Annotated in this window: 20 protein-coding genes and 2 pseudogenes; 16 read left to right on the top strand and 6 right to left on the bottom strand. The window is 58.5% G+C overall.

Annotation, left to right across the window (positions count from 1 at the left end; genetic code table 11):
* Positions 1–3: 3 nt before the first annotated feature.
* The 11 genes and pseudogenes from DevBK_RS00475 to DevBK_RS00425 all read left to right on the top strand — a co-directional run bounded on the left by DevBK_RS00475 (position 4) and on the right by DevBK_RS00425 (position 15,020).
* Entirely contained in the window at positions 4–1,011 is a 1,008-nt protein-coding gene (locus DevBK_RS00475) for an ABC transporter substrate-binding protein (RefSeq protein ID WP_317184055.1), read from the top strand.
* Positions 1,008–2,309 carry an LLM class flavin-dependent oxidoreductase gene (locus DevBK_RS00470; RefSeq protein WP_317184054.1) on the top strand — a complete coding sequence of 434 codons (1,302 nt, stop codon included), beginning with the start codon at positions 1,008–1,010 and terminating at the stop codon, positions 2,307–2,309. Before DevBK_RS00475 ends, DevBK_RS00470 begins: the two co-directional genes overlap by 4 nt.
* Positions 2,310–2,650: 341 nt before the next feature.
* A complete protein-coding gene (locus DevBK_RS00465; protein ID WP_061909885.1) occupies positions 2,651–3,022 on the top strand; it encodes a PRC-barrel domain-containing protein in 372 nt (123 codons plus the stop codon).
* 164 nt (positions 3,023–3,186) lie between these two features.
* Complete coding sequence (glsA, locus tag DevBK_RS00460) at positions 3,187–4,170, top strand: glutaminase A (protein WP_317184053.1); 984 nt, start codon at positions 3,187–3,189, stop codon at positions 4,168–4,170.
* 463 nt (positions 4,171–4,633) lie between these two features.
* Positions 4,634–5,800 carry a glycosyltransferase family 4 protein gene (locus tag DevBK_RS00455; RefSeq protein WP_317184052.1) on the top strand — a complete coding sequence of 389 codons (1,167 nt, stop codon included), beginning with the start codon at positions 4,634–4,636 and terminating at the stop codon, positions 5,798–5,800.
* Between the two features lie 100 nt (positions 5,801–5,900).
* Positions 5,901–8,102, top strand: a complete 2,202-nt coding sequence (glf, locus tag DevBK_RS00450; RefSeq protein WP_317185567.1) for a UDP-galactopyranose mutase — start codon at positions 5,901–5,903, stop codon at positions 8,100–8,102.
* Positions 8,103–8,158: 56 nt separating this feature from the next.
* Positions 8,159–11,270: pseudogene (locus tag DevBK_RS00445) on the top strand (glycosyltransferase).
* On the top strand, positions 11,267–13,489 hold the full coding sequence (locus DevBK_RS00440; protein ID WP_317184051.1) for a glycosyltransferase family 4 protein: 2,223 nt from the start codon (positions 11,267–11,269) through the stop codon (positions 13,487–13,489). Before DevBK_RS00445 ends, DevBK_RS00440 begins: the two are co-directional and overlap by 4 nt.
* A gap of 68 nt (positions 13,490–13,557) precedes the next feature.
* Positions 13,558–13,866 (top strand): hypothetical protein, encoded by a 309-nt coding sequence (locus DevBK_RS00435; protein WP_317184050.1) that lies wholly within the window; start codon positions 13,558–13,560, stop codon positions 13,864–13,866.
* Positions 13,867–13,876: 10 nt separating this feature from the next.
* Complete coding sequence (xth, locus tag DevBK_RS00430; protein ID WP_317184049.1) at positions 13,877–14,650, top strand: exodeoxyribonuclease III; 774 nt, start codon at positions 13,877–13,879, stop codon at positions 14,648–14,650.
* 136 nt (positions 14,651–14,786) lie between these two features.
* Positions 14,787–15,020 carry a DUF378 domain-containing protein gene (locus DevBK_RS00425; RefSeq protein ID WP_317184048.1) on the top strand — a complete coding sequence of 78 codons (234 nt, stop codon included), beginning with the start codon at positions 14,787–14,789 and terminating at the stop codon, positions 15,018–15,020.
* Between the two features lie 380 nt (positions 15,021–15,400).
* On the opposite strand, the gene DevBK_RS00420 is transcribed toward DevBK_RS00425, so the two are convergent.
* From DevBK_RS00420 to DevBK_RS00410, 3 genes are read right to left on the bottom strand one after another with little or no spacing between them, the layout of a single operon-like run.
* On the bottom strand, positions 15,401–15,964 hold the full coding sequence (locus DevBK_RS00420; RefSeq protein WP_317184047.1) for a DUF4142 domain-containing protein: 564 nt from the start codon (positions 15,962–15,964) through the stop codon (positions 15,401–15,403).
* A gap of 16 nt (positions 15,965–15,980) precedes the next feature.
* Complete coding sequence (locus DevBK_RS00415) at positions 15,981–17,120, bottom strand: alpha/beta hydrolase (RefSeq protein WP_317184046.1); 1,140 nt, start codon at positions 17,118–17,120, stop codon at positions 15,981–15,983.
* A 35-nt stretch (positions 17,121–17,155) separates the two neighbouring features.
* Complete coding sequence (locus DevBK_RS00410) at positions 17,156–18,940, bottom strand: YbhB/YbcL family Raf kinase inhibitor-like protein (protein ID WP_317184045.1); 1,785 nt, start codon at positions 18,938–18,940, stop codon at positions 17,156–17,158.
* A 389-nt stretch (positions 18,941–19,329) separates the two neighbouring features.
* Between DevBK_RS00410 and DevBK_RS00405 the strand changes: the two genes are divergently transcribed.
* On the top strand, positions 19,330–19,554 hold the full coding sequence (locus DevBK_RS00405) for a hypothetical protein (RefSeq protein ID WP_317184044.1): 225 nt from the start codon (positions 19,330–19,332) through the stop codon (positions 19,552–19,554).
* Positions 19,555–19,815: 261 nt separating this feature from the next.
* Positions 19,816–20,067, top strand: a complete 252-nt coding sequence (locus DevBK_RS00400; RefSeq protein WP_062629567.1) for a DUF2188 domain-containing protein — start codon at positions 19,816–19,818, stop codon at positions 20,065–20,067.
* Between the two features lie 186 nt (positions 20,068–20,253).
* Here the strand turns inward: DevBK_RS00400 and DevBK_RS00395 are convergent.
* Positions 20,254–20,343: pseudogene (locus DevBK_RS00395) on the bottom strand (DUF3606 domain-containing protein); the annotation flags it as partial.
* A gap of 400 nt (positions 20,344–20,743) precedes the next feature.
* Here DevBK_RS00395 and DevBK_RS00390 point away from each other — a divergent pair.
* Positions 20,744–21,286 (top strand): nucleoside deaminase, encoded by a 543-nt coding sequence (locus tag DevBK_RS00390; protein WP_317184043.1) that lies wholly within the window; start codon positions 20,744–20,746, stop codon positions 21,284–21,286.
* Between the two features lie 236 nt (positions 21,287–21,522).
* Here DevBK_RS00390 and DevBK_RS00385 read toward each other — a convergent pair whose 3' ends face one another.
* Positions 21,523–22,548 (bottom strand): aldo/keto reductase, encoded by a 1,026-nt coding sequence (locus DevBK_RS00385; protein WP_317184042.1) that lies wholly within the window; start codon positions 22,546–22,548, stop codon positions 21,523–21,525.
* 228 nt (positions 22,549–22,776) lie between these two features.
* Between DevBK_RS00385 and DevBK_RS00380 the strand changes: the two genes are divergently transcribed.
* Entirely contained in the window at positions 22,777–23,016 is a 240-nt protein-coding gene (locus DevBK_RS00380) for a DUF6894 family protein (RefSeq protein ID WP_317184041.1), read from the top strand.
* A gap of 404 nt (positions 23,017–23,420) precedes the next feature.
* Here DevBK_RS00380 and DevBK_RS00375 read toward each other — a convergent pair whose 3' ends face one another.
* Positions 23,421–24,254, bottom strand: a complete 834-nt coding sequence (locus tag DevBK_RS00375) for an aldo/keto reductase (RefSeq protein ID WP_317184040.1) — start codon at positions 24,252–24,254, stop codon at positions 23,421–23,423.
* Between the two features lie 156 nt (positions 24,255–24,410).
* Between DevBK_RS00375 and DevBK_RS00370 the strand changes: the two genes are divergently transcribed.
* A complete protein-coding gene (locus DevBK_RS00370) occupies positions 24,411–25,328 on the top strand; it encodes a siderophore ABC transporter substrate-binding protein (RefSeq protein WP_317184039.1) in 918 nt (305 codons plus the stop codon).
* Positions 25,329–25,366: the final 38 nt, after the last annotated feature.

Below are 25,366 nucleotides of genomic sequence, written 5' to 3'. Positions count from 1 at the left end.
TTCATGCCCATTTCCCGTTTGATGATAGCGCTCGGCCTCGCCGTCAGTCTGGTCGCAACCCCGGCCCTTGCCCAGGGCACACCCGTCTCCATTGCGCTCGACTGGACGCCCAATACCAATCACATCGGCCTTTATGTTGCCAAGGCCAAGGGCTTTTACGAGGAGGCTGGGCTCGCCGTCGAGATCCTGCCCTATACCGATACATCTGCTGGTACGCTGGTCGCCAATCAGGTCGCCGATTTCGGTATTCTGGGCTCTATCGGCCTTTTCACGCAGCGCACCGCCGGGGCCGATCTGGTGGCAACCTATGCCCTGGTCCAGACCGAAACCGGCCGCCTCGTCTTCAATGCCGCCCAGCAGGACATCCAGTCTCCCAGAGATCTCGATGGCAAAATCTATGGCGGCTTCGGCAGCGCATGGGAGAGCGCCCTGATCGACACGATCATCCGTCATGATGGCGGTAAGGGCGAGTTCGAGACCGTCACCCTTGGCACCTCCGCCTATGAAGCGCTTGCCAATGGTGCCGTCGATTTCACCCTCGAAGTCTACACCTGGGAAGGCATTAAAGCCGAGCGCGACGGCCCCGCCCAGCGTTCCTTCCGCTACGCCGATTTCGGCGTGCCCGACCAGCACACCAATTTCATTAGCACCAGCAATGCCTACCTTGCCCGCAACGCGGACACCGCCAAAGCGTTCATCACGGCCAGCCAGCGCGGCTATGACTATGCCATCGCCCATCCCGACGAGGCTACTGACATTCTCGTCGCAGCCAATGCCGATATGTTGCTCGACCGGGACTTTGTCCGGGCCTCGCTGGAGGCCTTGATCGATGGGCACTATATCCGGAGTGAAAATGGCGCGATCGGCACCATCGATCCTGCCAAAATGGAAGCTATTGGCACATTTCTCTTCGATGCCGGCATTCTCAAGGATGGCAATGGCGCTCCGGTAACTGCCAAGCCCGATTTCACCGCCTATTACGCCAACGATTATCTCGACGCTGCACCATGAGCAGAGGCCGGCGCATGGGCCTCAATGCCGTCATCTTCGGCATCGGTAGTCATGAGGCCGGCTGGCGCATGCCCGAAAGCAATGCCCTGGCCTCGACGGATCTCAACTATTGGATCGACATTGCCCGGCGCGCCGAAGACGGTGGCTTCGACGCCTTGTTTCTGGGCGATGTGCTGGCGCTCCAGCACAGTGCGGACCGGCATCTCTGCGATGCCATGGACCCGCTGATTATCCTCTCGTCACTTGCGTCAGTGACCAGCCGCATCGGCCTCATCGGCACCGCCTCGACCAGCTTCGACCACCCATTCCATCTCGCCCGGCGCTTTGCCTCCCTCGATCACATCAGCAAAGGACGCGCGGGCTGGAACATCGTCACCTCCTCCAACCCGCTCGAAGCCCATAATTTCGGGCTCGATGCCATGCCCGATCACGCCGCGCGCTACGCTCGCGCCGCCGATGTCACCCAGGCTGTCATTGCCCTGTGGGATTCCTGGCAGGCCGACGCCCGAATTGCCGAGAAACAATCGGGCCGCTACCTCGATCTCGCCAAGGTGCAGCCTATCGATCATAAAGGTCCCTTTGTCCGCAGCCGTGGTCCGCTTAATGTGCCGCGCTCCCCGCAGGGTCGCCCCATCCTTGCACAGGCTGGCGCCTCCGAAGCCGGGCGAGACTTTGCCGCCCGCTATGCCGACATGGTTTTCACCGTACAGTCCGACCTTGGCGATGCGCAGGCCTTCTATCGTGACATGAAGGCGCGAGCCGTCCAGCATGGCCGAGCCCCCGAAAGCCTTCTTATCTATCCCGGCATTGTGCCCATCGCCGCTCCCACCCTGGGTGAGGCTGAAGACCGCCTTGCGCAGATGAACAGCTTCATGGTCATCGAACACGTCCTCGCCAAGCTTTCCGAATTCCTTGGCACCGATCTTTCCCATGCGGATCTCGACGCACCCTTGCCCGACACCGTTCGCGCTCATGCTGCGCCAACTCAATCGAGCCAGAGCCGTGTCGCTGTGTTGGTCAACATCGCCTGCCGCGGCAGCATGACCTTGCGCCAATTGTTGATGCGCATGGCAAGTGGACGGGGGCACCTGCTCGCAGTCGGCACCGGCTCGGACATTGCGACGACGATGCAGTTGTGGTTCGACAATGAAGCGGCCGACGGTTTCAACGTCATGGCCCCAATTATGCCCGCTGACCTGCAGAGCTTTATCGATCTGGTAGTCCCGCAACTCCTCGAGCGCGCCGTGTTTGCAACAGACGAACAAGCGACCCTGCGGGCCCGTCTACGGCTGCCGTAGGGTAGAGCACTGCTGGAAAAGTCGCTCCATTCTTTAGCACTGACCGGCGCCTTTCGGTCGCTCGACGGAGCTTTACGCGTTCCTGGAAAGGGAGATCACGCGATGGCGCGGTGCGTAGCGGCAGGAGCCCTAACGGCTAATGATCATCGGCTATGGCCCGCGGCCGTGCTGACGGCATGGCGACCCTAGTCGCACGAGACTGAGTCGCGATCAACCATCGTACCTGCCAACGGCCCACGAGCGGCGGCAGGTACACTAGCGGTCGGGAATCGCGACATTTTGCCCGGCAACCATATGCGATGCCTGGGGCGTTCCTCTCCGGTAGCAAACGGAGTTTCTGAATGAAAAAAGCAAATTTCGCCTTGGTTCCTGCCGTCGCTCTGCTCGTTGCAGCACCGGCATTGGCGCAAGCACCGACCCAGTGGGTCGAGCTGGAAGACACTGCGCAGGTAGCTGCATTCAATAGCACGGTCGATCAGATCGAAGACTGGGATCTCTACGACGCAGCAGGGATCAAAATCGGTGAAGTCGAAGCCGTCCTCGGTACCGATGCGACCACCGCGACAGCTCTGGTTGTCGATTTCGAAGAGGCCGCTGGTTACGTTGACGGCGACGTGATCGTTCCAATCGACCAATTTACGTGGGAAGCCAATCGTCTGTCCCTTGCGATCGAACCCACCGCCGCCCAGCAGCTCGAGCTCTGGAACGACTAACACTCAACGCTACAACGCAGAAAAACCCGCGCTACGGCGCGGGTTTTTGATTGGGTCTTACGCTTAGAACGCGTTGGAGCACGCAAAAAGCGTCGACATTTATTCTTCCAATTCTTGTCACTCAAATCTTCGCCGCACGTTGACCAGAAAATGGGAGACTCTGAGTGAAAGACCGTCAGCACAGCGTATTCGAGTTACAAACAATTCTTGATGAGACGGTTAAGGACGTAAAGGACCATGCTGAACGGATCTATATAGACGCAAAAAAGGTGGCAGACGAGCACCACAAACCGGCGCCCCGCAAAGCGGACTTTGCGAAATTTGGTCTGTCTGTGTTTACCCGCGAAGGCGATCTTATAAAGGCCGGCGATGCATCTAATGCATTTCCGATCCAGTCTATTTCCAAAGTATTCGCGCTTGAAGTGGCGCTGCAAAGACACGGTGACAAGCTCTGGAAGAGAGTCGGCCGAGAGCCATCTGGAGACGCGTTCAATTCCATTATTGATCTCGAGCGCTTCAAAGGAGTGCCGCGAAACCCTTTCATCAATGCTGGCGCGCTCGTCGTGATCGACTCGCTTCTCGATGCAAAAGGGGAAGATGCGAATGGCTCGGTGATGAACTTCGTCAAACAGCAAATGGACGACGAAATCGTCACTGTCGACGCGGACGTACTGGAAAGCGATCAGGCTAGGGGTGATCTCAACCGATCATTGCTGTTCATGGCCAAGCACCACGACAATCTGCGCCATGCGGTCGATGACGTTATGAACGCCTATGTGCATCAATGCGCTATTTCCCTCGATTGCATTGGGCTCGCTAAAGCGGGGCGGTTTCTTATGCAGGAGGGTCCAGACGAACGATCGGACCGAGGTTTGCAAGCATCCCGACGCGCCCGGCGCATCCTCTCCATAATGATGACATGTGGTATGTACAACGGGTCCGGAGACTTCGCTTTTCGGGTTGGCCTGCCGGCAAAATCAGGTGTTGGCGGCGGCATCCTGGCTGTCGTGCCGCACATCGCATCCATAGCGGCATGGTCTCCTGCGCTGGACCCGTTTGGGAATAGTTGGCTTGGTGTTCTGGGGCTGGAGTACCTAACGAACCGTACGGATTGGTCCGTGTTCGGAAATATCCTGAGCAAACCCTAGTGGTTAGTTGACCGTCCATATATCTGCGCTGGTTGGATTGGGCCGAGGTTTCATGGTGTTGCGTGAGACACGAAAACCCATCCTAATAATTGGCTATGGCAACATTACCTGCCTGCACCGTCGCCAGGAACGACGAAACGCAGAGCGTTGGTCCCGGTGCGGCCAATCGAAATGCGTGAAACATCACCTCAAATCCTGCGCCCGACAGGGTCGGCAGTAATGTACTCGTCCCGGAGAGTGCGACGAATTTCCAGTGACCTAGCGAGGGCTCGCGCTGGGCTCTTGTAGGGGTGTCCGGGTCCGCTCCCGTCTCTGATCTTCTATGCAACGCGTGACATGTGACGGAACTTAACGCGAAAGGCGCGGTTCATGCAGGCAACCTTAGTGGCTGCTTGGCCATAAAAGCCAAATCTTTTCATAGTTTTGACCCACGCCACTCGTGGCGGGAACGGCGGAGCATAATTTGTTCAGCGAGGGCTTGCGCACGTCCATTGTGGTGATCAGCGACCGCGTCGAAAACAGTCATCGGCCTGGTGAAAAGCCTTTTGACGCCGCGCCGAGGAAGCTTTTGGTTAGCGAACCCGCTCCCTCCGTCGTAGGCAGTTACCTTGAGCGCCTACCGCTAACTGCCATTCGCAGCGGTCTCGTCGAATTCGCCGAAATCTGGCACCACAGCATCGGACACGGCTCCTTCCACGAGGACAGCCCGCACCTCGCGCGCCGGATCTTTCCCCTCAGTGACGACACTGCGCCCTTCCATTCCGAGACCATGCTCGACTTCATCCGCATGCATGGCGCACCGCGCATTCTCTGCATATGGGGTCTAGGGGTCAGCGAAGCGCTGCTCGACGCGTGCCGCGACAGCATCATCATCTATAATTCGATCGACGCCCCTGCCCTGCGCGTACCACCCGAGATCAGCCGCCATTTCGACATTGTGCTGACAGGTGCCGAGTGGCAATCCGATCTCGTCCATGAACGTCATCCCGATTTGATCACCGCGATCATGCCGATCGGCCCGGAATTCGCCTCCCCCGAAACGTTCTTCCCGACCGGCGACCCGAAACAATACGACATTATCTATGTTGCTGCGGCGCAGGCCTATAAACGCCACGACGTGCTGTTTGATGCGATGGCCCGCGCGCCGCGCCGGCTCACCGCGCTCTGCGTCATGGGCTATGGCGAGGACGCGGCAGCGCTTCGCCAGCGCGCGCATGACCTCGACATCACCGTCGATTTCATCGACCCACCCGGCGTGCCCTATGCCGAGGTCAATCGGTTGATGAACGCGGCGCGTGTCGGCGTCGTGTGTGGTGTCGAGGATGGCGCTCCTGCCATCATCACCGAATACATGCTCGCGGGCCTTCCCGTCGTGGCCAATGCCGACCTCGCCTGCGGCCTCCAGTATATCCTGCCGGAAACCGGCATCGCCGCCCCGGCAGATAGCTTCGAGCAGGCCATCATTGCCGCGATTGATCATCCCGAGCGGTTCAGCCCCCGCGAAGCCGTCCTCGCACGCTGGGCCTGGCCCCACACGGCCGGCCGCTTCGAGAGCCTGATCGCTGAGGCCATTGCCAAAAAATCCCGAACAGCCGACCGCCAAGGAGCGTCGTTTGAACCAGCAGCTTAAGCCTGACCATTTCGACGCCCTGCCTGCAGGCCGTGCCGCGCCCCTCATCTGCTTTTCGCACTTGCGCTGGGATTTCGTGCTGCAGCGTCCGCAGCATTTGATGCAAAGGTTTGCCGGTGAGCGGCAGGTCTATTTCTTCGAGGAATACATCCCGACCGACCACCATCTGCCCTATCTCGAATATCACCCTTTCGCCGGCACCGACGTGATTGCCGTCCGCCCGCGCATCCCCCATTGGTGGGTTGAAGCGCAGCGCGAGACAGCACTTAGAGGCTTGCTCGACACCTTGCTCCGCCTCCATGGCGTCTCAAAGCCCGTCCTCTGGTTCTACAGCCCGATGATGTTCGGCTTTGCCAAACACGTCGACGCGGTGGCCATTGTCTATGACTGCATGGACGAGCTGGCCAATTTCCGCTTCGCCCCACCGCAGCTCAAGACCCTCGAAGCAGAACTGATCGACCGCGCCGACGTGGTCTTCACCGGTGGCGAAAGCCTCTTTGCTGCTAAACGCGGGCAGCATGACAATATCCATGTCTTTCCATCGAGCGTCGACGTCGCTCACTTCGCCCAGGCCCGCAAAGGCATGGCGCCTGCCGGCGATCTCAACGCCCTCCCCGGCCCGCGGCTCGGCTTTTATGGCGTGATCGACGAGCGGATCGATCTGGAACTGCTTGAGAAGGTCGCCCGCGCTCGACCCGATTGGTCGCTCATCATGGTGGGGCCGCTTGCCAAGATCGGTCCCGACGATTTGCCCCGCGTGCCAAATCTCCATTTCCTTGGCCAACGAAACTATGCCGATCTCCCGGCCTATCTCGCCGGCTGGGACGTGGCACTCATGCCCTTCGCCATCAACGAGGCGACGCGTTTCATCAGCCCCACCAAGACGCCGGAATATCTGGCCGCCGGCATCCCCGTCGTTTCGACACCTATTGCTGACGTCGTCGCCGCCTATGGCGCGCTCGATGCCGTCAATATCGCTCGGACACCAGCCGAATTCACCGCCGCCTGCGAGGCCGCACTGGCCCTCAAGCCTAGTGACTGGCAGCCGGCCGTCGACGAAAAACTCGCCGCCATGTCCTGGGACAAAACCTTCGATCAGATGTCGCGTCTCGTTGGCGAAGCCATTTGTGGCGATCGCCCCGTCATCCGCTTGCCAGTTATGCGCAGCTCCAAACGCCGCTCGGCCTACGATGTGGTCATTGTCGGCGCTGGCTTTGCCGGATCGGTCCTCGCTGAACGACTGGCGTCCGACAGCAATCAGCGCGTTCTCCTTTGCGATCGCCGCAATCATGTCGCCGGCAATGCCTATGATAGGCACGATGCTGCCGGCATTCTGGTGCATCAATATGGCCCGCATATCTTCCACACCAATAGCGACGCCATCGTCACCTATCTCTCCCGCTTCACCGCCTGGCGGCCCTACGAGCACCGCGTGCTTGCAGCGGTTGGGGACAAGCGCGTGCCTATGCCGATCAACCGCACGACGCTCAATGCGCTCTATAGCCTCGATCTCGCCACTGACGCTGAAGCCCAAGAATTCCTCCGCAGCCGCGCCGAGCCGATTGCCGAACTGCGGACGTCGAAGGATGTCGTGATCAATCAGGTTGGCGCCGAACTCTACCGCACCTTCTTCGAAGGCTATACGCGCAAGCAATGGGGGCTCGACCCCAGCCAATTGGACAAGGCTGTCACCTCACGTATCCCCACGCGCTGCAATGAGGACGACCGCTACTTCCTCGATACGTTCCAGGCCATGCCGCTTCATGGCTATACGGCCATGTTCGAAAACATGCTCGACCACGACAATATCGATCTCGCGCTTGGTGTTGATTATGCCGATATCCGCGCAGAAAACCTGGCGCCCCGCACGATCTACACGGGCCCGATCGACGAATATTTCGGTCACCGTTTCGGCGCCCTGCCCTATCGCAGCCTCGCCTTCCGCCACGAAACCCTGGATCAGCGCCGTTTCCAACCGGTGGCCGTCGTCAATTATCCAGACGAGGCCGTGCCCTATACACGCATCACCGAATACAAGCACCTGACGGGGCAGGTGCATCGCCAGACCTCGATCAGCTACGAATTCCCCCAGGCCGATGGCGACCCCTACTACCCCATCCCGCGACCGGAAAACGCAGCGCTCTATAAGCAATATGCCGATCTCGCCGGTGCACATCCTGAGGTCAGTTTCGTCGGTCGCCTCGGCACTTATCGCTACTACAATATGGATCAGGTCGTCGGGCAGGCGCTGGCCCACTATCGCCGCATGAATGTCTCCACCGATATGGCGGTAGGCTCATGAGACCGGTCCTGGTTTTGGCGACCGATAGCCACCATCCATCGGGCCTTGGCGAACACATGCTGACGCTCGGCAGCGCCTTGTCGGACGAGTTCGATGTCGTGATTGCCGCTGATGGCAATTCGGGCGGTCGCGATTTGCTTGGCCGCGCCGCTGGCATGGGCCTGCGCATAAAGACGTTAGATCTTTCCGCTCTCAATCCCTTCAAAGCGTGGTTGCGAAACAATGCTGCGCTGCTCCATGTCCATGCCGGCATCGGCTGGGAAGGCCACGAACTCGTGCGGCTCGGCAAGGCCGCGGGCCTGCCGACCATCCGCACCGAACACCTGCCCTATGTGCTGACTAGTCCCGTGCAACAGGCGGAATATGGTGGCCTGCTTCTCTCGGTGGATCGCGTCATCACTGTCTCACGCGCCGCCTATGACAGCTTTGCGAGCCGCCATGGCGCATCTCGTTTTGCTCTTGTGCCCAACGGCATCGCGGCGCGCGCGGCCACAACAGACCGTCAAAACACCCGAACGGCCTTGGGCTTGTTGGCGCACGAACAAATGCTGCTGACCGTTGCGCGCTTTACCGAGCAGAAAGCCTATCCCACCTTGCTCGACGCAGTGCCGGCCGTGCTCGAACATCAGCCCGGGGCGCGGTTCGTCTGGGTCGGCGATGGTCCGGATTTCGCCACGCTGGAAACCGCCGTGCGCGACGCTGGGCTCGATCATGCCGTGACCCTCCTTGGCCATCGCGATGATGTTCCCGACCTCTTGGCGGCCGCAGACCTGCTGGTCTCGCCCTCCCTGTTCGAGGGCCTGCCGCTGGTGCTTCTCGAAGCCATGGCCGCCGGCGTGCCGATCGTCACCACCGCAATCGGCGGCAGTATCCAAGCCGTGGGCGAGGCTCACCCCTATCTCGCCGCCTCTGCTGATCCCATCGCTCTGGCCTCCACTATAACCACAGCCCTCGCCAATCCCGACGCCGCGCAGAAATCCGGCGAAGCCGGACGTGAGCGGTTCAACCAGCATTTCCTTGCCAGCCGGATGGCCGCGCAAACCGCGAAAATCTACGCCTCCGCCATGGTACCTTCCTTATCGCAATTACAGGCCCGTTCCGCATGACCAAGACTCGCATAGGCTTTATCGGCGTCGGCGGCATCGCCCAGCGCCATCTCGGTGTGCTCGAACAATTCGAGGATGTCGAACTGGCAGGCTTCGCTGACGTGGATTTCGACCGCGCCGTTGACGCCGCCTCACGCTTTGGCGCCCGCGCGTTCGCCAACCACGACGACATGCTAGCGCACGGCAGCCTTGACGCCATCTATATCTGCATTCCCCCCTTTGCGCATGGCGCCGCCGAACGCGCCGTGATTGCCAAGGATCTACCCTTCTTCGTCGAAAAACCCATCTCGCTCGACCTCGCATTGGCAGAGGCTCTGGCTGGCGAAATCGAGACCGCAGGCCTCATCACCGCGGTCGGCTATCACTGGCGCTATCTCGACACGGTCGATGAAGCCCGGCGCTTGCTGGAAAAACGCCCGGCACAATTGCTCTCGGGCTACTGGCTTGACCAAACCCCACCGCCGCAATGGTGGTGGCACAAGGATCAATCCGGCGGCCAGATGGTCGAACAGGCCACCCACATCATCGACCTCGCCCGCTATCTTGTTGGCGATGTCACCCAGGTTTTTGGCCTTGCCGGCCACAGCAACCGCGATAATTTTCCCGGCCTCGATGTGCCAACAGTCAGCACGGCGAGCCTTCGCTTTGCATCCGGCGCGGTCGGCAATATCGGCTCAACCTGCCTCCTCAATTGGGGCCACCGCGTTGGGCTCCATCTTTTTGCCGATGGCATGGCGCTGGAACTGACCGATCACGATATCATGGTCGATGTCGGCGCTGGCCGCCCCGTTCGCCATGCAGAAGGCGACCCGGTCTGGCGCGAGGATCGCGATTTCATCGATGCCGTCCGCGGTGAGCCGAGCCGAATTCGCTGCTCCTACGGCGAAGCCCTCAAAACCCATCGAGTGGCGCTGGCCATCAACCAATCGGCCGAGACCGGCCAAGCCGTCGATCTGGTGAACCGCTGATGCCTCACCGTCACATCCGCTCGCTCGGTATCGAACGCGAAGGCCAGGCCTATCATTTCGGCTATGACGAAGGACCACCTGGCGACGGTCAGGTGCAGTTGCAAACGCTCTATTCCGGCTTTTCAGCCGGTACTGAGCTGACTTTCATGAAACACACCAATCCCTATTTCTTCTCGCGCTGGAATGGCGAGCGCGGCGTGTTCGAGCCGGGCGAACCAAGTCTTCATTATCCCGTGCCTTTCCTTGGCTATATGGAATCGGCGCGAGTGCTCGAAAGCCGCAGCCCGGCCTTTGCCAATGGCCAGGTCGTCGCTACCGCTTACGCTCACAAGACTGGCCACACAGCTGATCCTTCGCGCGACGTGCTCGTGCCCCTTCCGCCCAGCCTAGACCCCATCCTCGGCGTCTTCGTCGGCCAGATGGGCCCCATTGCGGCAAACGGGATTTTGCACGCCGACGCGGACATTTTCGGCAGCCAGGTGACCCATCTGGGCCAGGGCATTGCCGGTCGCCATGTCATCGTCGTCGGTGCCGGCACGGTCGGCCTGATGACCGCTTTGTTTGCCCAGCGCGCCGGCGCGGCTGGCCTGATCGTTGCTGACCCCTCGCCCTATCGTCGCGGCAAGCTCGAAGCTTTCGGCATTCTCGCCATGGACGAGGCGCAAGCAGCGCAACATGCCAAGACGCAGTGGCATAGCGGCGGCGATCGCGGCGCAGACTTTGTCTTCCAAACCCGCGCTCATGCCGGCAGCCTTCACACCGCCCTTCAGGCGCTAAAACCCCAAGGCACTGTAATCGACCTCGCCTTTTACCAAGGCGGTGCTGACGCTCTGCGATTAGGCGAAGAGTTTCACCACAATGGCCTGGCGCTCAAATGCGCGCAGATCAATCGCGTTCCCCGTGGCCTCAGCCATCAATGGGATCGGCGCCGGCTGGCAAACGAGACCGTGACTCTCCTCCAATCAGTCGGGGACATCGTCAAACGCGAAGTCATTACCCATGTCGTGCCGTTTGAAGATGGTCCGGCCTTCCTCGCCCAACTGGTGGAGAGGCGGCCCGAATTCATGCAGATCATCTTCAAGGTGGCTGAGTGAACACCGAACCCAAGCGCATTCTTTTTGTCTTTGCCTGGCTTGTTGTGGGTGGCGAAGAGACAGAAGTACGCCTTCTCGCCCAGACGCTAGACCCGCTGCTTTATCGCATCGACGTCGTCGCCTGCTTCCACAAGCCAGGCATGCCTGCCCAAACCCACGAGCAATTGCGTGCATTGGGCGTCGATGTCGACACGGTGCCCTACAGCCTCTCGTTTGAAGACACTGTCGCCTATCTCGCGCGCAAGGTCGCAACTTATGACGTCGTCATATCATGCCAGAATGTCGCCGATATTTATCCAGCCCTCGAACGCGCGCATCAGCGTCCGCCACTGATCGAACACGGCGGTCTCGTCTCTGAAGCCCTGGCTGGACCCAAGCACCTCACCAGCCGCTATGTCGGTGTCTGCCGCTCGATCCGCGATGCCGCCGCGGGAAAAATGCCGGGGCGCGAACACGACGCCATCGAAATTCCATCGATGGTCGACCTGAGCGAGTTTCACCATTACGATCGCCAGCGCATGCGCGCCGAGCTCGGTATTAATGAAACCATCCCTGTCATCGGTTGGGTGGGGCGGCTCGACGAAAAGAAGCGCGTTGAAGATTTTATCACCGCCGCAGCCATCGTCCACCAGCGGCGTCCCGACGTGCTGTTTCTGATCGTGGGCGGTCCGGATGCTTTCATGACGGAATATGCGGAAAAGCTCCAACTGCTGGCGCTGAAAAGCCATCTGCAGCATGCCCTGCGCTTCCTTGGCGATCGCCGCGACGTCCCCGCCCTTCTCGCGGCCATGGATATTTTTGCCTGGCTCTCGGAAGGCGAAGGCATGCCTCATGTGATAGCCGAGGCTGGAGCGGCAGGACTTTCGGTCATAGCAACGCCCGACAACGGCGCCCTGCAACAGATCGAGGATGAGTTATCCGGGCTCTTCGTGCCCCATCGCGCGCCGGAGGCGGCCGCCAAAGCCATGGTGCGTCTCCTTGACGACTCCACCCTTCGCACACGTCTCGGCACTGCACTTCGAGCAAAAGTCGAAAACACCTACAGCGCCGCAGTGGTCACGCCGCAATGGCGCCGCCTGATTGACACGGTCATCGCCGAGCGCCCCTCGGCCCCTCCGCCGACCCTCTTCCAATCCTTCTACCAAGGCGGTTTCGAGTGCTCTACCCATCGGCTGAGCAATGGCAAGCGGCTCGACATCATCGCCTCTAGCCTTCACGATCAACATGCCGAAGCCGACTATCGCCAACTTGCGTCTCTCGGCATGCGTACCTTCCGCGATGGCTTTCGCTGGCACCGCATCGAAACCGCTCCCGGCCGCTACGACTGGTCGAGCATCCTGCCCATGCTCACGGCCGCCCGCACCACTGGCACACAGGTCATCTGGGATCTATTCCACTATGGCTGGCCGGACGATCTCGATATCTGGCAACCGCAATTCGTTGATCGCTTCGCTGCCTTCGCCCGCGCCGCCGCTCGCCTGGTCCGCGACCATAGCGACTCGATCCCGTTTTATTGCCCGGTCAACGAAATATCCTTCACCGCCTGGGGCGGCGGCGATGCCGGCTATCTCAATCCGTTTGCCAGGGGCCGCGGCTTCGAGCTGAAGGTGCAACTCACCCGTGCGGCTATCGCCGCCATGGAAGCGATTCTCGAGATCGACAACCGCGCCCGCTTCGTACACTGCGACCCCGCGATCAATGTGGTGACAGCGCCAGAACGACCGCATGAATTCTGGGCCGCAGAGGGCCACCGCCAAGCACAGTATCAAAGTTGGGACATGCTGGCCGGACTTGCCTGGCCGCAGCTTGGCGGCTCCATGCGGCTGCTCGATATCGTCGGTGTCAATTACTACAGCAACAATCAATGGATACATGGCGGGCCGCCGATCGATCGCCATCATCCGCAATATCTCCCCCTGCACCGGTTGCTGATGGAAATACACGGTCGCTATGGGCGTCCGATATTGCTCTCTGAGACTGGTACAGAATTTGAGGCGCGACCCGAGTGGCTCCGTTATGCGGCAGGCGAGGTCTCTCTCGCTCGCACAAAAGGCGTACCGATGGAGGGGCTATGCCTTTATCCCATCCTCAATCATTTTGGGTGGGACGATGATAGGGCCTGTCAGAATGGATTGCTTGAACACGCTTGGTCCGACAATAGCCGGACAATCTACCAACCCCTCGCGGAAGAACTGGCACAATGGACTGCTAAGCGGTGATAGGGGTTTTTGCCATCGCAACGGCAAGGCTGACGGCTCGTTCCTGTCCAACAAGAGGAGCTCGGATAATGAACACCGCCAATCTGCAACTCGAAGGCCTCCTGATTGCCATAGCAGGCTTGAATCAAATGCTGGTCGCCAAAGGCCTCGTTTCCATCGAGGAAATCGACCAATGTCTTGCTCGATCGGAGCAAATTGTCTTGGGCGACGATCGCGTTTCCGAAGACCTGTCGCCAGCCCATCGCGACGCCATCGCCTTTCCCGCTCGGCTGCTTCGGCTCGCCAATAACAACCGAGATGGCGCAAGTATGCCGTCGTTTACGGCTCTGGCTCGAAAGGTCGGCGAAACAAAGGGCCCTGACAACGATCAGCTCTAGGCCGTTCGAGATGAAGATCGCCACCTACAACGTCAATGGCGTCAATGGCCGCCTGCCGGTCCTTCTCCGCTGGCTTAAAGAGGCGGAGCCCGATGTCGTCTGTTTGCAAGAGCTGAAATCTCCAGATGAGCGTTTTCCCGCTGCCGCTATCGAGGCTGCCGGATTTGGCGCCATCTGGCATGGTCAGAAGAGCTGGAACGGCGTTGCAATTCTTGCTCGAGGAGCAGAGCCGATCGAGACCAGAAGGGGACTTCCTGGCGATCGTGATGACCTTCACAGCCGGTACATCGAGGCTGCGGTCGAAGGCATAATCATCGGTTGCCTTTACCTTCCGAACGGCAACCCGGCACCAGGCCCAAAATTTGACTACAAGCTAAAATGGTTGGAGCGGTTTGCTGCGCACGCGAAGGAACTGCTGGCGACGGACCTGCCTGTGATTTTAGCGGGCGACTACAACGTCATGCCCACCGAAATGGACGTCTACAAACCGGAACGCTGGGTCGACGATGCACTTTTTAGGCCAGAGGTGCGTGACGCGTACCGCAAAATCATCGAGCAAGGCTGGACGGATGCGGTTCGCAAACTTCATCCAGATGAACGGATCTACACGTTCTGGGACTATCTTCGGAATGCCTACGGCCGGGATGCCGGTCTGCGGATCGACCACCTCCTGGTCGCACCGGCTATCGCAGGACGCCTCAAAGCTGCTGGCGTCGATCGTCATGTTCGAGGCTGGGAGAAGTCAAGCGACCACGCACCAACATGGATAGTTCTGAGGTCATGACGCCGAAAACGCCACCTCGATTGCAGGCCATTATTGGCTCAACTTCGCGTCGAGGAGCAGTTCGAAACGGTGGCTTGTTAATCGTCGGAACTGTCGATGAACGGTGAGCTTCTCCAAATGTACATTGGAGAATTTCATGAAAGCCCTCAATCTTATAACGCTGCTACTCGTCATCGTAGGCGGCATGAACTGGCTGCTCGTCGGCGCATTCCAATTCGACCTCGTGGCATCCCTCTTCGGCGGCCAGGACGCCGCCTTGGCTCGGATCGTTTATGTTCTCGTCGGCCTTTCTGCCGTCTACCAACTCATTCCGTTCTTCCGGGCGATGTCCATAGGTGAAGTGCCTGCGGAATCGGCTCGCCGTCACTAATCCCACAGCCTGGCCGGTACGAACGTTTTGGCCAGGCAACTCTTTGTCTCTGTCGACGCACGCTTGTTGTTCGGCGAGGGGACGGCCTGTAACTCGCATATGCGGCAAGGCCGACAACGACTATTGGGGCATCAGCCGGTTCTCGATCCCATAGCGAGCCCACTCCTAGTAATGTCGCCACTACCAACGACGTGCAGCTTTCTAGGCTTGTCTGTTGGCGGCTGTCCGCATTTCCGGGAATTCATAGTCCAAACGCCGACATACGCCGCAAGGCAAACTCTCCTGCAGCGTACTGAGACTTTTAGATGCGTTCGGTCGAGCGCGTTATTCCAGTCACATCGACGAATGTGTGGAATAACGCTCCACATATAGCTACGACCTCAGCGGTGCTCTCCGTGCACAATTGCCGTGACGTGCGCCAAGTGCGTTTCAAGCGCCGGCAAGGTTTCTCGTGCAAACCCGACCAGTGTCTGATCATCACCTGATCCGGCATAGGTCCGGAACAGCGCCACGGCTTCCATGTGCGCTTGCACCTGCATGTCGAGGTAAAGCGCTTTGAAGTCCGCGCCGTCGGCCGCCTCGAGCTGATCCAGCATCTTTTGATGCTTGGGCGCTAGCGCCGGCATATCGGCTGGCTTTGCCGGATGATCTGCAAGGAGCGCGTCGAGCTTTTCGCCCGCCGCCTTGTGATCGGCAATGATCATGTCGGCCGCCTCGTTGATCGCGTCCTCCTGATCCTTTTGCTTGGCCAGTTCGCTCGATTGGATTTCGAACTGGTTGGCGCTCATCGTCTGCATGAGGAAGCTTGGCGTATCGACAACAAAAACCGGCGATGCGTCGCCGGCCGGCTTGGCGAGGACGTCCTGCGCAAAAGCCAAAGGGGAGAGGGCAAGAGAAAGTGCCACGGCTGTGCCAGCGGCAGCGATTTTGATCCGAAGAGTCATTTTGTTTTCCTGGCTGTTACTGGGCAAAAGCGGCGGTCAGATCGGCGTTCGCGGCGTCAACCGCCTCTTTTGCCTCGGGAACGACTTTGGCCATGCCGAAGAATTCGTGGGTCACGCCATCGTAGTGCAGCGCATTGACCGCAACGTCGGCAGCTTCAAGGTCCTCGGCATACGTCTCGCCTTCGGTGCGCAGCGGATCGATCTGTGCGGTGATCACCGTTGCTGGCGGCAGGCCTGCAAGATCGTCGCGGCCAACGAGATTGAGCCTCGGATCGCTGGCCTGTTCGGGGTTTTCGAGAACGTGTTCGAAGAACCATTCCATGTCGGCCTTGCCAAGCGGCTTAGCCTCGGCATTTTCGAGATAGGACTCCGTCTCAGTGTCTGTTCCTGCAATCGGATAGACAAGCAACTGGTAGACCGGCAGCGTTGCTTCACGCTCCTTGGCCATCAGTGCCACATTGGCCGCAAGGTTGGCTCCCGCACTCTCTCCGGCGACAGCGATCCGCGCAGCGTCGCCATTCATGGTGTGGATGTTTTCGACCACCCATTCATAGGCGGTCCAGGCATCATCATGGGCTGCCGGAAATTTCCATTCCGGGGAATGGCGATAATCGACGGAGATCACGATCGCCTTCGAACCAATGGCGAGGGCCCGCGGGGTTGAATCATAGACATTGATATCGGCGACCACCCAGCCACCGCCGTGGAAATAGACAATAACCGGCAATGGGCCTTCGCCAGCATCGGGCGGCATATAGACCCGGGCTGGCAGCGCACCCATGGGGCCCGGAATAGCAATGTCTTTGGTCTCGACGAGCGATTCAGGCTCGGACGGAATTTTCTTGTCCCGCTGCACTGTCCGGGCAGCATCGGCAGGGCTGGCCTGGTTGCGCGCTTCAGGCACGCTCAGCGTATGGAAAGGCTTGGCCTCAAGTTCGGCAAGTGCATCAAGCACGGCCTTCATGTCGGCATTGGGCTGCGCCATTTCAGCCGCGGGCTTCGGCGAAGCGGGCATTGGTGGTGGCGTTGCGGCTTCAGGGTTTGCAGGTGCCGCGGGTGTGGCAGGCGTCGCATCCTGTGCGATGACGCCTGTCATCGCTGTCGTCATCAGGGCTGCCGAAACCAGCCCACCCAAAAGTGTCTTACGGATCGTCATTGTTTGGTCCTTGAAATGATCTTGATGAAAGAAAATTACTGCTTGGGCGGCTCGATGGTCTGCTGATACGTGCCGACAAGCTCGCCCTTGCCGATCACATGCCCCTCGATGGCATCGAGCAGCGCATCGCGATCGGCGGTCGCGGGAAGTTCGAGAACCTTATCGAGCGCCAATACTTGGAAATGGTAGTGGTGTGGCTGATCACCGACGGGCGGCTTGGGGCCAAAATAGCCATTTGTCCCAGCACTGTTGCGGCCCTGCATAACGCTTTCAGGCTCCATCAGGCGGGGTTGCTCCTGCAGACCTTCCGGCAACTGGGTCAGCGAGCCAGGAATATTCCAAGCCAGCCAATGGACGAATGGAGTGATCGGCTCGGCGTCCGGATCTTCCATGATGATAGCGTAGGATGCTGCACCATCGACAGCAGTCCAGGAGAGCGCCGGAGAAACACCATCGGCATAATCGCTATGTTTTTCGGGGATGGCGGCGTCCGCTTCGATCGTTCCCGACATGACATCGAGCACGCCTTCGGCCGCAGTTTCATCGCGTTGGAGCGCGAGCGGCACGCCGACCCCGCGCGATGCCGGCTCTTCCATGACCTTGGCCGGCGGCGTGTCAGTGCCCTCGGCGGCCGCTTCATCGCCCTCATAAGCAATGCGATAAATCACGCCATTGGCGTCGTCGGCCATCAGCAGTGATCCATCCTTGGCAATGGCAAGACCCACGGGACGCGCGATGTGCGTCGTACCGTCATCGGTCAAAAAGCCGCTGACGAAAGGCTCGATCGAAGCCGGCTTGCCGTCTTCGAAATCAATCCGGACAATCTCGTAGCCAGAAGCCGGGTTCCGGTTCCAAGAACCGCGCATGGTTGCGAAGGCATCGCCCTGGTATTCGGCGGGGAACGACGCGCCGTCATAGAATTTCATCTGCATCGGCGCGGCATGCGCCGTATAGCCGATCATCATTGGTGTGCTTTGCTCGCGCCACTGTTCCTTGGTTATGCCACCGGGCGGATTGCTTTGCGGATAGAGATCGCCCTCACCGAACACATGAGGCCAGCCATATTGCTTACCCTGCTCGAGAAGGTTCAGTTCTTCGGGCTGTACCTCGTCGCCGAGAAAGTCGATGCCGTGATCGAGGCCCCATAGTTCGCCTGTCGTCGGATTCCAATCGTAACCGATTGTATTGCGGAGGCCTGACGCAAAAATGGTACGGGATTTGCCATCCGGCGCCATGCGGAGGATCGTGGCATTTTCGGCATTTGTCTCGTTGCAGGCGTTGCAGGTCGAGCCGGCGCTATAATAGATCATGCCATCGGGCCCAAACTCGAGCACGCGGTTAGGATGCTGTCCGGCATCGGGCAAATCGCCGACGACCAGCTCGAGCTCACCAAGCGTCCCGTCTTCCTGGATTTCGCCTGCGAAGATTTCCTTGGCCGTCGCGATGTAGAGCTTACCATCGTGAATGGCGAGGCCGTGCGTCTGCGGACGATTGGCGACGGTCACCGGCGCCTTATCGGCCCGCCCATCGCCATCCTCGTCCCGCAGCACCAGCACGTCACCTTCTTCGCGCCGACTGACATAGACAGTGCCATCGTCGGCGACCGCGATGATGCGAGAATTGCCAAGACCTGCTGCAAAAGGCTTGACCGAAAAGCCTTCCGGAATTTTGAGCTGGGCCAGCTTGTCGCTCGTGGGCAGGACCTTGTTCGGTTTGAAAATGCTGACGGAATAGGACAGATCGGTACCATCGCCCTGCTGAGCCAAAACAGGTGTGACGCCGAGTATTGCCAATGTCGCAAGGGCAGTGCTGAACTTCATGAAAATGCCTCCTCAATATGAGGCTTGAATGTTCAGCGGGTGTGCGTGTTGCCCGAGCCATGATCACTTCGGCAAATGCCAGGAAATCGTGGTGCTTCTTTTGCTGTGAGATCATCACAGGTTATTCGTGACCCCCATTGACCGCTCAGAATGATTTTCATCCGGGCAGTATCTAGCGGCCTAGATTATGGCCCTGAGGGGACGAAGCCATTTCACATACGACGAAGCACGGCAGCTTTTCATGAGTGGTACGAGAACAGATTTTTGGAGCGCGGCAGAGGGGGCTTTTTGTCGAGTATCCTGCAGCGTTACTTGAACATCCGGCCGCTGACCAAAAACTGAGCCTCGGGCTAACCGTCCAGACAGACCGCCGACCGATGGAGCCTTTTATGACTGACTATGACGTGACACCCGAAGAGCTTAGAACCTTGACAATGTTCAAATCTGAAAAGCCTCCTTCGGATGTAGATACAGCTCATCTTGCCAAACTGCTCTCGCTGGCGCTGCTGGTGCAACGCGAGGGTGGCACGGAAATAAGCGAGTCAGGGCGCACTCTGCTTGAAACCAGCGGGACCACGCACACCACACATGTCGAAGGTTCCGGGAGAATTTGACTGCATCACTGGTTGCCTTCTTGCTGTGACTTGTTGAGACCTTCCTCTGAATGCATGCCGGTAGAACGTTCTGCGTTACGCGATTAAGCGCCTAAGGAAACACGCGCTGAACTTTCCGTCGCGCAACGACGTGGAAGTGCATCATGGTCAGGAAGCTCTAGTGCAGTGATCGAGCGGTCCAGTACAAAAACTTTCGCTCCGCGTCCCAGCAACCTCCGGGGGACGATGAAAGTTTTTAGGTCGACACAAAGGAGTTAGAGCATGGCACATGTGACGTACGATGTAGTTGAGCACGATGGTGGCTTTGCCTACAAAGTGGGAGACGTCTATTCGGAAACCTTCCCCACCCATCAGGCAGCCCATGAGGCTGCTGTTTCAGCAGCGCAACGCCAGCAGCTAGCAGGTGAAAGCGAAGCCATTCAATATCAAGACAACCAAGGCCAGTGGCATGAAGAACTCGCCAGTGGTGGCGACCGGCCGCAAACCGATGTCGAAGATTCGCTCGAAGAATAATTCTTGAGCCCCTCGGATGCGCTGGCAGTTGAGTCCGGCGCTGTCCGCCGGGCGTGCGTCCTCAAGCAGCTTGAAGATCTGCATCAATAATTAGCCGACTAAATGTGGTTGTTAAAGGCGAGCTAGCGAATAGATCAATGCTTGCGATCCAACTTCCTCGACCTTGCTCCGGCTATTTCCAGCGTCTTAGAATGCTTTTTTGACCGCCTCTTTGCTTACGTTCTTCTTCTCAGCTTCGTAACAAACTTCTTGATCTTGGTGGCCCGCAACGCGAGCGCGAGCCGGGGATGTGTTCGACGCATTTTACTTCGATAGAATTGTTGAACGTGAAGTTCAATGCGGACTGAAATCGAAAGTTCAATGTGAGGGGCGAGAGATGCAAAGCTCCTATTTCGGACTGACAATGTAGTTGAACTCTCCAGGTCGGCCATATAGCTAGCGCCTCGCGAAAAGCAGCAATGTCGTCAAACTCATGGCTAAGCTCAACTCTTCCGCATCCCATCGTCCACTGTTCCAACACGTCGCATCTCATTTTGCGGGTGATGGATGCCGTTTGAAGAGGCGCTAGCGGCTCACTCCCAAACGGGTGTTTTTAGTTCTCGGATGGAAGGACTGCTTGTGGTGAGCAACTCGAACGAGGTTCGGGGATTTCGCTACGACACCTTCGGAGCCTTACATGCCTTTCGGATCTGATCCAAAGCCTTCTGCCAACCTAGTTCAAGCCGATACCTCCCCGTCGGACACGCCCACCTCCAAGCCAGCGGTTTCGGAGGCTGAGAATGTCTCGATGCGACAGGCGGTCGATCGGGCACTCCAAGCAAGAGCAGAAAGTGGCAAAGCAGGTATCGCAGCAGCGATCGTGCTGAACGGTAAGGTCGTCGGCCAGGGCGAGAATGAGGTTCGCCTGCAGTCAGATCCAACAAAGCATGCCGAAATGGTCGCGCTTACAGAAGCCGCCAAATCCATGGGCACGACCGACCTTTCCTCCTGCGTGATGATTTCAACACTGCAACCCTGCGAGATGTGCCTTTCGGCCATGCGCTTCGCAGGGATCAAAAGGGTTATTTTCGGCGCGACACAGGAGAAGGTCGCTGGCAAATACTTTGTCTTCCCAAACCTGAAGCTGAGCGACTTTCAAGCGGCAGGCCAACCGTTCGAAGCGATCGGTGGCCTTTTCGAGGATGAGCTGCTGCCCCTTTATGAGAATGGTGATGAGTAAAAGGACCGGGTGGCTAATCGCGCCAATCACGGAGGCTCAGCCACTTGTGCCGGTCAGTGAAATGTCGGCAACTGACCTTCAACGTGTCGATGTGCAGATCCGGCACATAGATATCGCGCTGACGGAACCCATCCCGTTCTCTTGTCCTGGAGTCGCCGGATGACCCGCCATGAGCGAATTCGTCACCGCGATATCCACAATCAGCCACACCTATGGCGCGATGCTTTAGCCGTTCTTCATCGCCCTCCTTCGAGCTTGCGATGGCGCTGACCAATGCCGCCTTCGCCGTAGGGATAATCTGACATTTCTGGTTTGCTGACGTCGTTGAGTTTGGTCACCTCTTCTTGGCTAAGCGACAAGTCCGCTGCACCAAGATTGTCTATGAGCTGTTCGGTTGTTCTGGCGCCGATGATTACGGAAGTGACAGCAGGTTGTGCCTCAACCCAGGCCAAAGCGACTTGTGCCATCGTGGCGCCGCGGGAATGAGAAATGTCTTCCACCGCACCGATAACGTCCCAAGTCTTGGCATTGCCGTTCCGCTTGTCGAAGGCTTCCATGCCGCGCTTTGGATTCTCGCCCAGCCTTGTGGCGCCGGTCGGCATTTGATCGCGCTTATATTTGCCACTCAACCATCCTCCGCCGAGCGGAGACCAAGGCAGAAGGCCAATATTGGCATCATGAGCCGCCGGCACGATCTCGTGCTCAATGTCGCGTACCAGAAGATTATACTGCGGCTGCAGAGTTACAGGAGGCTGATAGCCCTGCCCCTTAGCGATCCAGACTGCTTTCGTAAGCTGCCAGCCAAGGAAATTGGAGAGCCCGTAATAGCCGATCTTGCCTGCTACGATTGCGTCGTCGAGGAAACGCAACGTTTCATCGAGTGGCGTCAATGCGTCAAAGGCGTGGACCTGATAAAGGTCGATGTGCTCGACTTGAAGTCTTTTTAAAGAAGCGTCGAGCGCCTCGTTTAGATTCTTTCGCGACAAGCCAAGGTGGTTTGGGCCATCACCCATTGGAAAACGACCTTTGGTGGTGACGACCAGATCGCGAAGCTTCTTGGTCTTGAGCCAGCGTCCGACGATCTCTTCGGATACGCCGGCGCTATAGACATTGGCCGTGTCCAGAAAATTGCCGCCCGCCTCCACATACTGGTCCATCAGCCGGATTGAGGTCGCCTCGTCCGATTCTGCCCCAAAGGTCATTGTGCCAAGGCAATAAGCCGAGACGACTGCACCACTGTTGCCGAGCTTACGATACTGCATGGGAAATCCTCCTGTTCTCGAGCAAACGCCACCGACTAAAACTCGGTTGCTAAAAAGCAAGCCTTTCGCCGAGAAGGTCTCAGGGATCTACATAAGTCGGGCATGCTACGCGTTTGTATGCCCGGTCCATGTCTTGGGGCCACCTTGGTTGCCAGCCGTTGATTAGTCCTAACCGCTTGTGGTGGAACGGCTTCTGACCTTCAACCGTATTGGAGCCGGAGGTTCGCCATGCCGCGGTTCTTTTTCGACATCTCGGAAGATGACAAAACAGTAGTCGATCCAGATGGCCACGAATTGCCGTCAGTTCAGAAGGCGCATGAGGAGGCAGTCAGAACAACCTCGGAACTATCGATGGATACCGCCTGCACGACTAAGGCGCATGCAGTGAAGGTCGCAGTGTCCGACGCGTCGCATCACTTGATCTGCACGACCAATGTGAGCTTTGATCCCGGCGAGATAGACACCTGACCTATCAAGCAATGCTGCTCACTCCTGGTGTTTCTCATCCCTCTGCGCAATCACTTCTCCGGTTTGATTGCCCGATTGGCCGCCGACGGCGACCTTGTCCAGCAAAGCATCGGACAGCTCATCAGATTTTTGCGGCTTAGGTTTATCGGTTGTTCTTGGAGTCTTTGACGTGGGAGTTATCTGTTGAGCTGAGGTTGCTGCCTCTGTCGTAGCAGTTCGACCTCGATCGCTGAAACTTATCGACCCTAAGTTCCGTCCATCGATTCCGCGTTTCCGTCCCGCCTTCAACAGACCGGAAATATCCGGCAGATCAGGGTGGGTAGCGGGACTGGCAGGTTCTGATGCGAGACTGGGATAAGCGGACGCAGCTCCGCGTCCGATTGATACCGCTGCCTCGTCCTGCCCTAAAACTCTTCATGTGTAGATGGGTCGGCATCGAAGATGCGGCCATCGGCGCGGTTCAGGGCTGAGATCGCTGACATTTGCGTCTCGTTGAGCCTGAAATCCTCAATCGTAAGATTTTCGACCTGGCGGGAGGACGTCGCCGATTTCGGGATCGGCAGCACACCAAGCTGCACATGCCAGCGCAGGACCACCTGCGCCGGAGTCTTTTGGAGCTCTCGGGCAATGGCGACGATGGTCTGCTCCTCGAGCAGTGCGGTGTTCTTGCCGATCGGAGTCCAGGCCTGGGTGAGTACGCCGCGCCGCCGGTCAGCCTCGCGCTGTTCTTTCTGGTTGAAGTAAGGGTGAAGTTCGACCTGATTGACGCTCGGCGTCACGCCGGTCTTATCGATCAACACATCGAGATATTCAGGTAAGAAGTTCGATACCCCAATGGAGCGCACAAGGCCCTTCTCGCGTGCCTCGATCATGCCTTCCCACGCTTCGAGATAAAGGCCCTGGTTCGGGTTAGGCCAGTGAATTAGATAGAGATCGAGATAATCGAGGCCGGTCCTGAGGACGGACTCTTCGATGGTGCGAACCACCGCGCTTTTCTTATGGTGGCGGCCTGGAAGTTTGGAGGCAACGCGAATGTCTCCGCGCGGGACACCCGAACTTCTGATGGCTTTTCCAACGGCGCCTTCGTTCTCGTAATTCACAGCGGAATCGAGGAGCCGGTAGCCCCCTTCAAGGGCCGCAACCATCGCTTCAACGCCAGCATGGCCCCAAAGGCTGTAAGTGCCCAAGCCGACCTTTGGCAGAGTGGTCCCGTCGTTGAGGGTGTGGTGATCCGACACAATAATATCCTCCAAGAAAGTTACGCGGAATGTGTCACGCGGATGGGCAAACGCCTAGACAAGCCTTCCAAATTCAAGGGATCAAACACCGCCTGTAACTTGACTGTATGAGTCATAATATCTATGACCGCCCTGTCACCACAGGGAGCCTTGCTGATGAAATCGCCACTACTGACAGCACTCGCCGTTGCTTTTGCGCTGGGTATTACCGCCATATCATCCCACGCTCAGGATATCGCAGTGACCCATGCACAGGGCGAAACGGTTCTCACTGGCGTTCCGGAAAAGGTGTTGGTTCAGGATTGGGCGACGTTCGATAATTTGGCTGCCCTTGGTGTGAATGTGGCGGGCGTCCCGTCTTCGAACGTGCCCCACTATCTTGCCGATGCTGTTCCTGCCGATGCCATCCAGATCGGATCGCTGTTTGAGCCGGATTTCGAAGGCATCGCGGCATCGGAAGCCGATGTCTATTTCGTCAGTGCCCGCTCGGCGCAGGCCTATCCAACGGCCAAGGATATTCTGCCCACGATCGACATGTCGCTGTCGGACAATTCCGACATCATCGGCGGGATCAAGGGGAACCTCACCAAGCTCGGCACGATCTTTGGACGCGAGGACAAGGCAAGCGAACTCAATGCCGCCCTCGATGCCAAGGTGGCCGAGGTCAAGGCGGCGGCCGAAGGCAAGGGGAATGCGCTGGTTCTCGTGACCAATGCCGGCAAGGTCGGCGTCTACGGCCCCGATAGCCGCGTAGCCTGGATCCACAACCAGGTCGGCATTCCAACCGCAATTGCCGAGGTCAAGGATGGTGACCATGGTGGGGATGGCGTGTCGTTCGAATATATTCTCGAAACCAATCCCGACTGGCTGTTCGTCGTCGATCGCGATGCAGGCACCGGAGAATCGAACGGCGCTGCCGCAGCGCTTCTCGACAACGAACTGGTCAATCAGACCAAGGCGGCGCAGGCAGGGAACATCGTATATCTCGACCCCCAGGCCGCTTATATCACCATGCACGGCTATACCGGCGTGATGCTGTTGCTTGACCAGGTGCTGGCCGGCCTCAAGGCCTGACCGGACGAGACTTCTCCGCCCAAGTTATTTGGGCGGAG

This window comes from Devosia sp. BK (assembly GCF_032907385.1).
In the GTDB taxonomy this organism is placed as follows: Bacteria; Pseudomonadota; Alphaproteobacteria; order Rhizobiales; family Devosiaceae; genus Devosia.
Note: the sequence above shows the minus strand (reverse complement) of the source record. Positions and strands in the feature narration are given on the sequence as shown.

What these genes read in the sequence shown, in the direction of transcription:
- DevBK_RS00475 (WP_317184055.1), top strand. Translation starts at nt 4, where the DNA reads ATGCCCATTTCCCGTTTGATGATAGCGCTCGGCCTCGCCGTCAGTCTG.
- DevBK_RS00470 (WP_317184054.1), top strand. Translation starts at nt 1,008, where the DNA reads ATGAGCAGAGGCCGGCGCATGGGCCTCAATGCCGTCATCTTCGGCATC.
- DevBK_RS00465 (WP_061909885.1), top strand. Translation starts at nt 2,651, where the DNA reads ATGAAAAAAGCAAATTTCGCCTTGGTTCCTGCCGTCGCTCTGCTCGTT.
- glf (WP_317185567.1), top strand. Translation starts at nt 5,901, where the DNA reads ATGCAAAGGTTTGCCGGTGAGCGGCAGGTCTATTTCTTCGAGGAATAC.
- DevBK_RS00435 (WP_317184050.1), top strand. Translation starts at nt 13,558, where the DNA reads ATGAACACCGCCAATCTGCAACTCGAAGGCCTCCTGATTGCCATAGCA.
- xth (WP_317184049.1), top strand. Translation starts at nt 13,877, where the DNA reads ATGAAGATCGCCACCTACAACGTCAATGGCGTCAATGGCCGCCTGCCG.
- DevBK_RS00425 (WP_317184048.1), top strand. Translation starts at nt 14,787, where the DNA reads ATGAAAGCCCTCAATCTTATAACGCTGCTACTCGTCATCGTAGGCGGC.
- DevBK_RS00420 (WP_317184047.1), bottom strand. Translation starts at nt 15,964, where the DNA reads ATGACTCTTCGGATCAAAATCGCTGCCGCTGGCACAGCCGTGGCACTT.
- DevBK_RS00415 (WP_317184046.1), bottom strand. Translation starts at nt 17,120, where the DNA reads ATGACGATCCGTAAGACACTTTTGGGTGGGCTGGTTTCGGCAGCCCTG.
- DevBK_RS00410 (WP_317184045.1), bottom strand. Translation starts at nt 18,940, where the DNA reads ATGAAGTTCAGCACTGCCCTTGCGACATTGGCAATACTCGGCGTCACA.
- DevBK_RS00405 (WP_317184044.1), top strand. Translation starts at nt 19,330, where the DNA reads ATGACTGACTATGACGTGACACCCGAAGAGCTTAGAACCTTGACAATG.
- DevBK_RS00400 (WP_062629567.1), top strand. Translation starts at nt 19,816, where the DNA reads ATGGCACATGTGACGTACGATGTAGTTGAGCACGATGGTGGCTTTGCC.
- DevBK_RS00390 (WP_317184043.1), top strand. Translation starts at nt 20,744, where the DNA reads ATGCCTTTCGGATCTGATCCAAAGCCTTCTGCCAACCTAGTTCAAGCC.
- DevBK_RS00385 (WP_317184042.1), bottom strand. Translation starts at nt 22,548, where the DNA reads ATGCAGTATCGTAAGCTCGGCAACAGTGGTGCAGTCGTCTCGGCTTAT.
- DevBK_RS00380 (WP_317184041.1), top strand. Translation starts at nt 22,777, where the DNA reads ATGCCGCGGTTCTTTTTCGACATCTCGGAAGATGACAAAACAGTAGTC.
- DevBK_RS00370 (WP_317184039.1), top strand. Translation starts at nt 24,411, where the DNA reads ATGAAATCGCCACTACTGACAGCACTCGCCGTTGCTTTTGCGCTGGGT.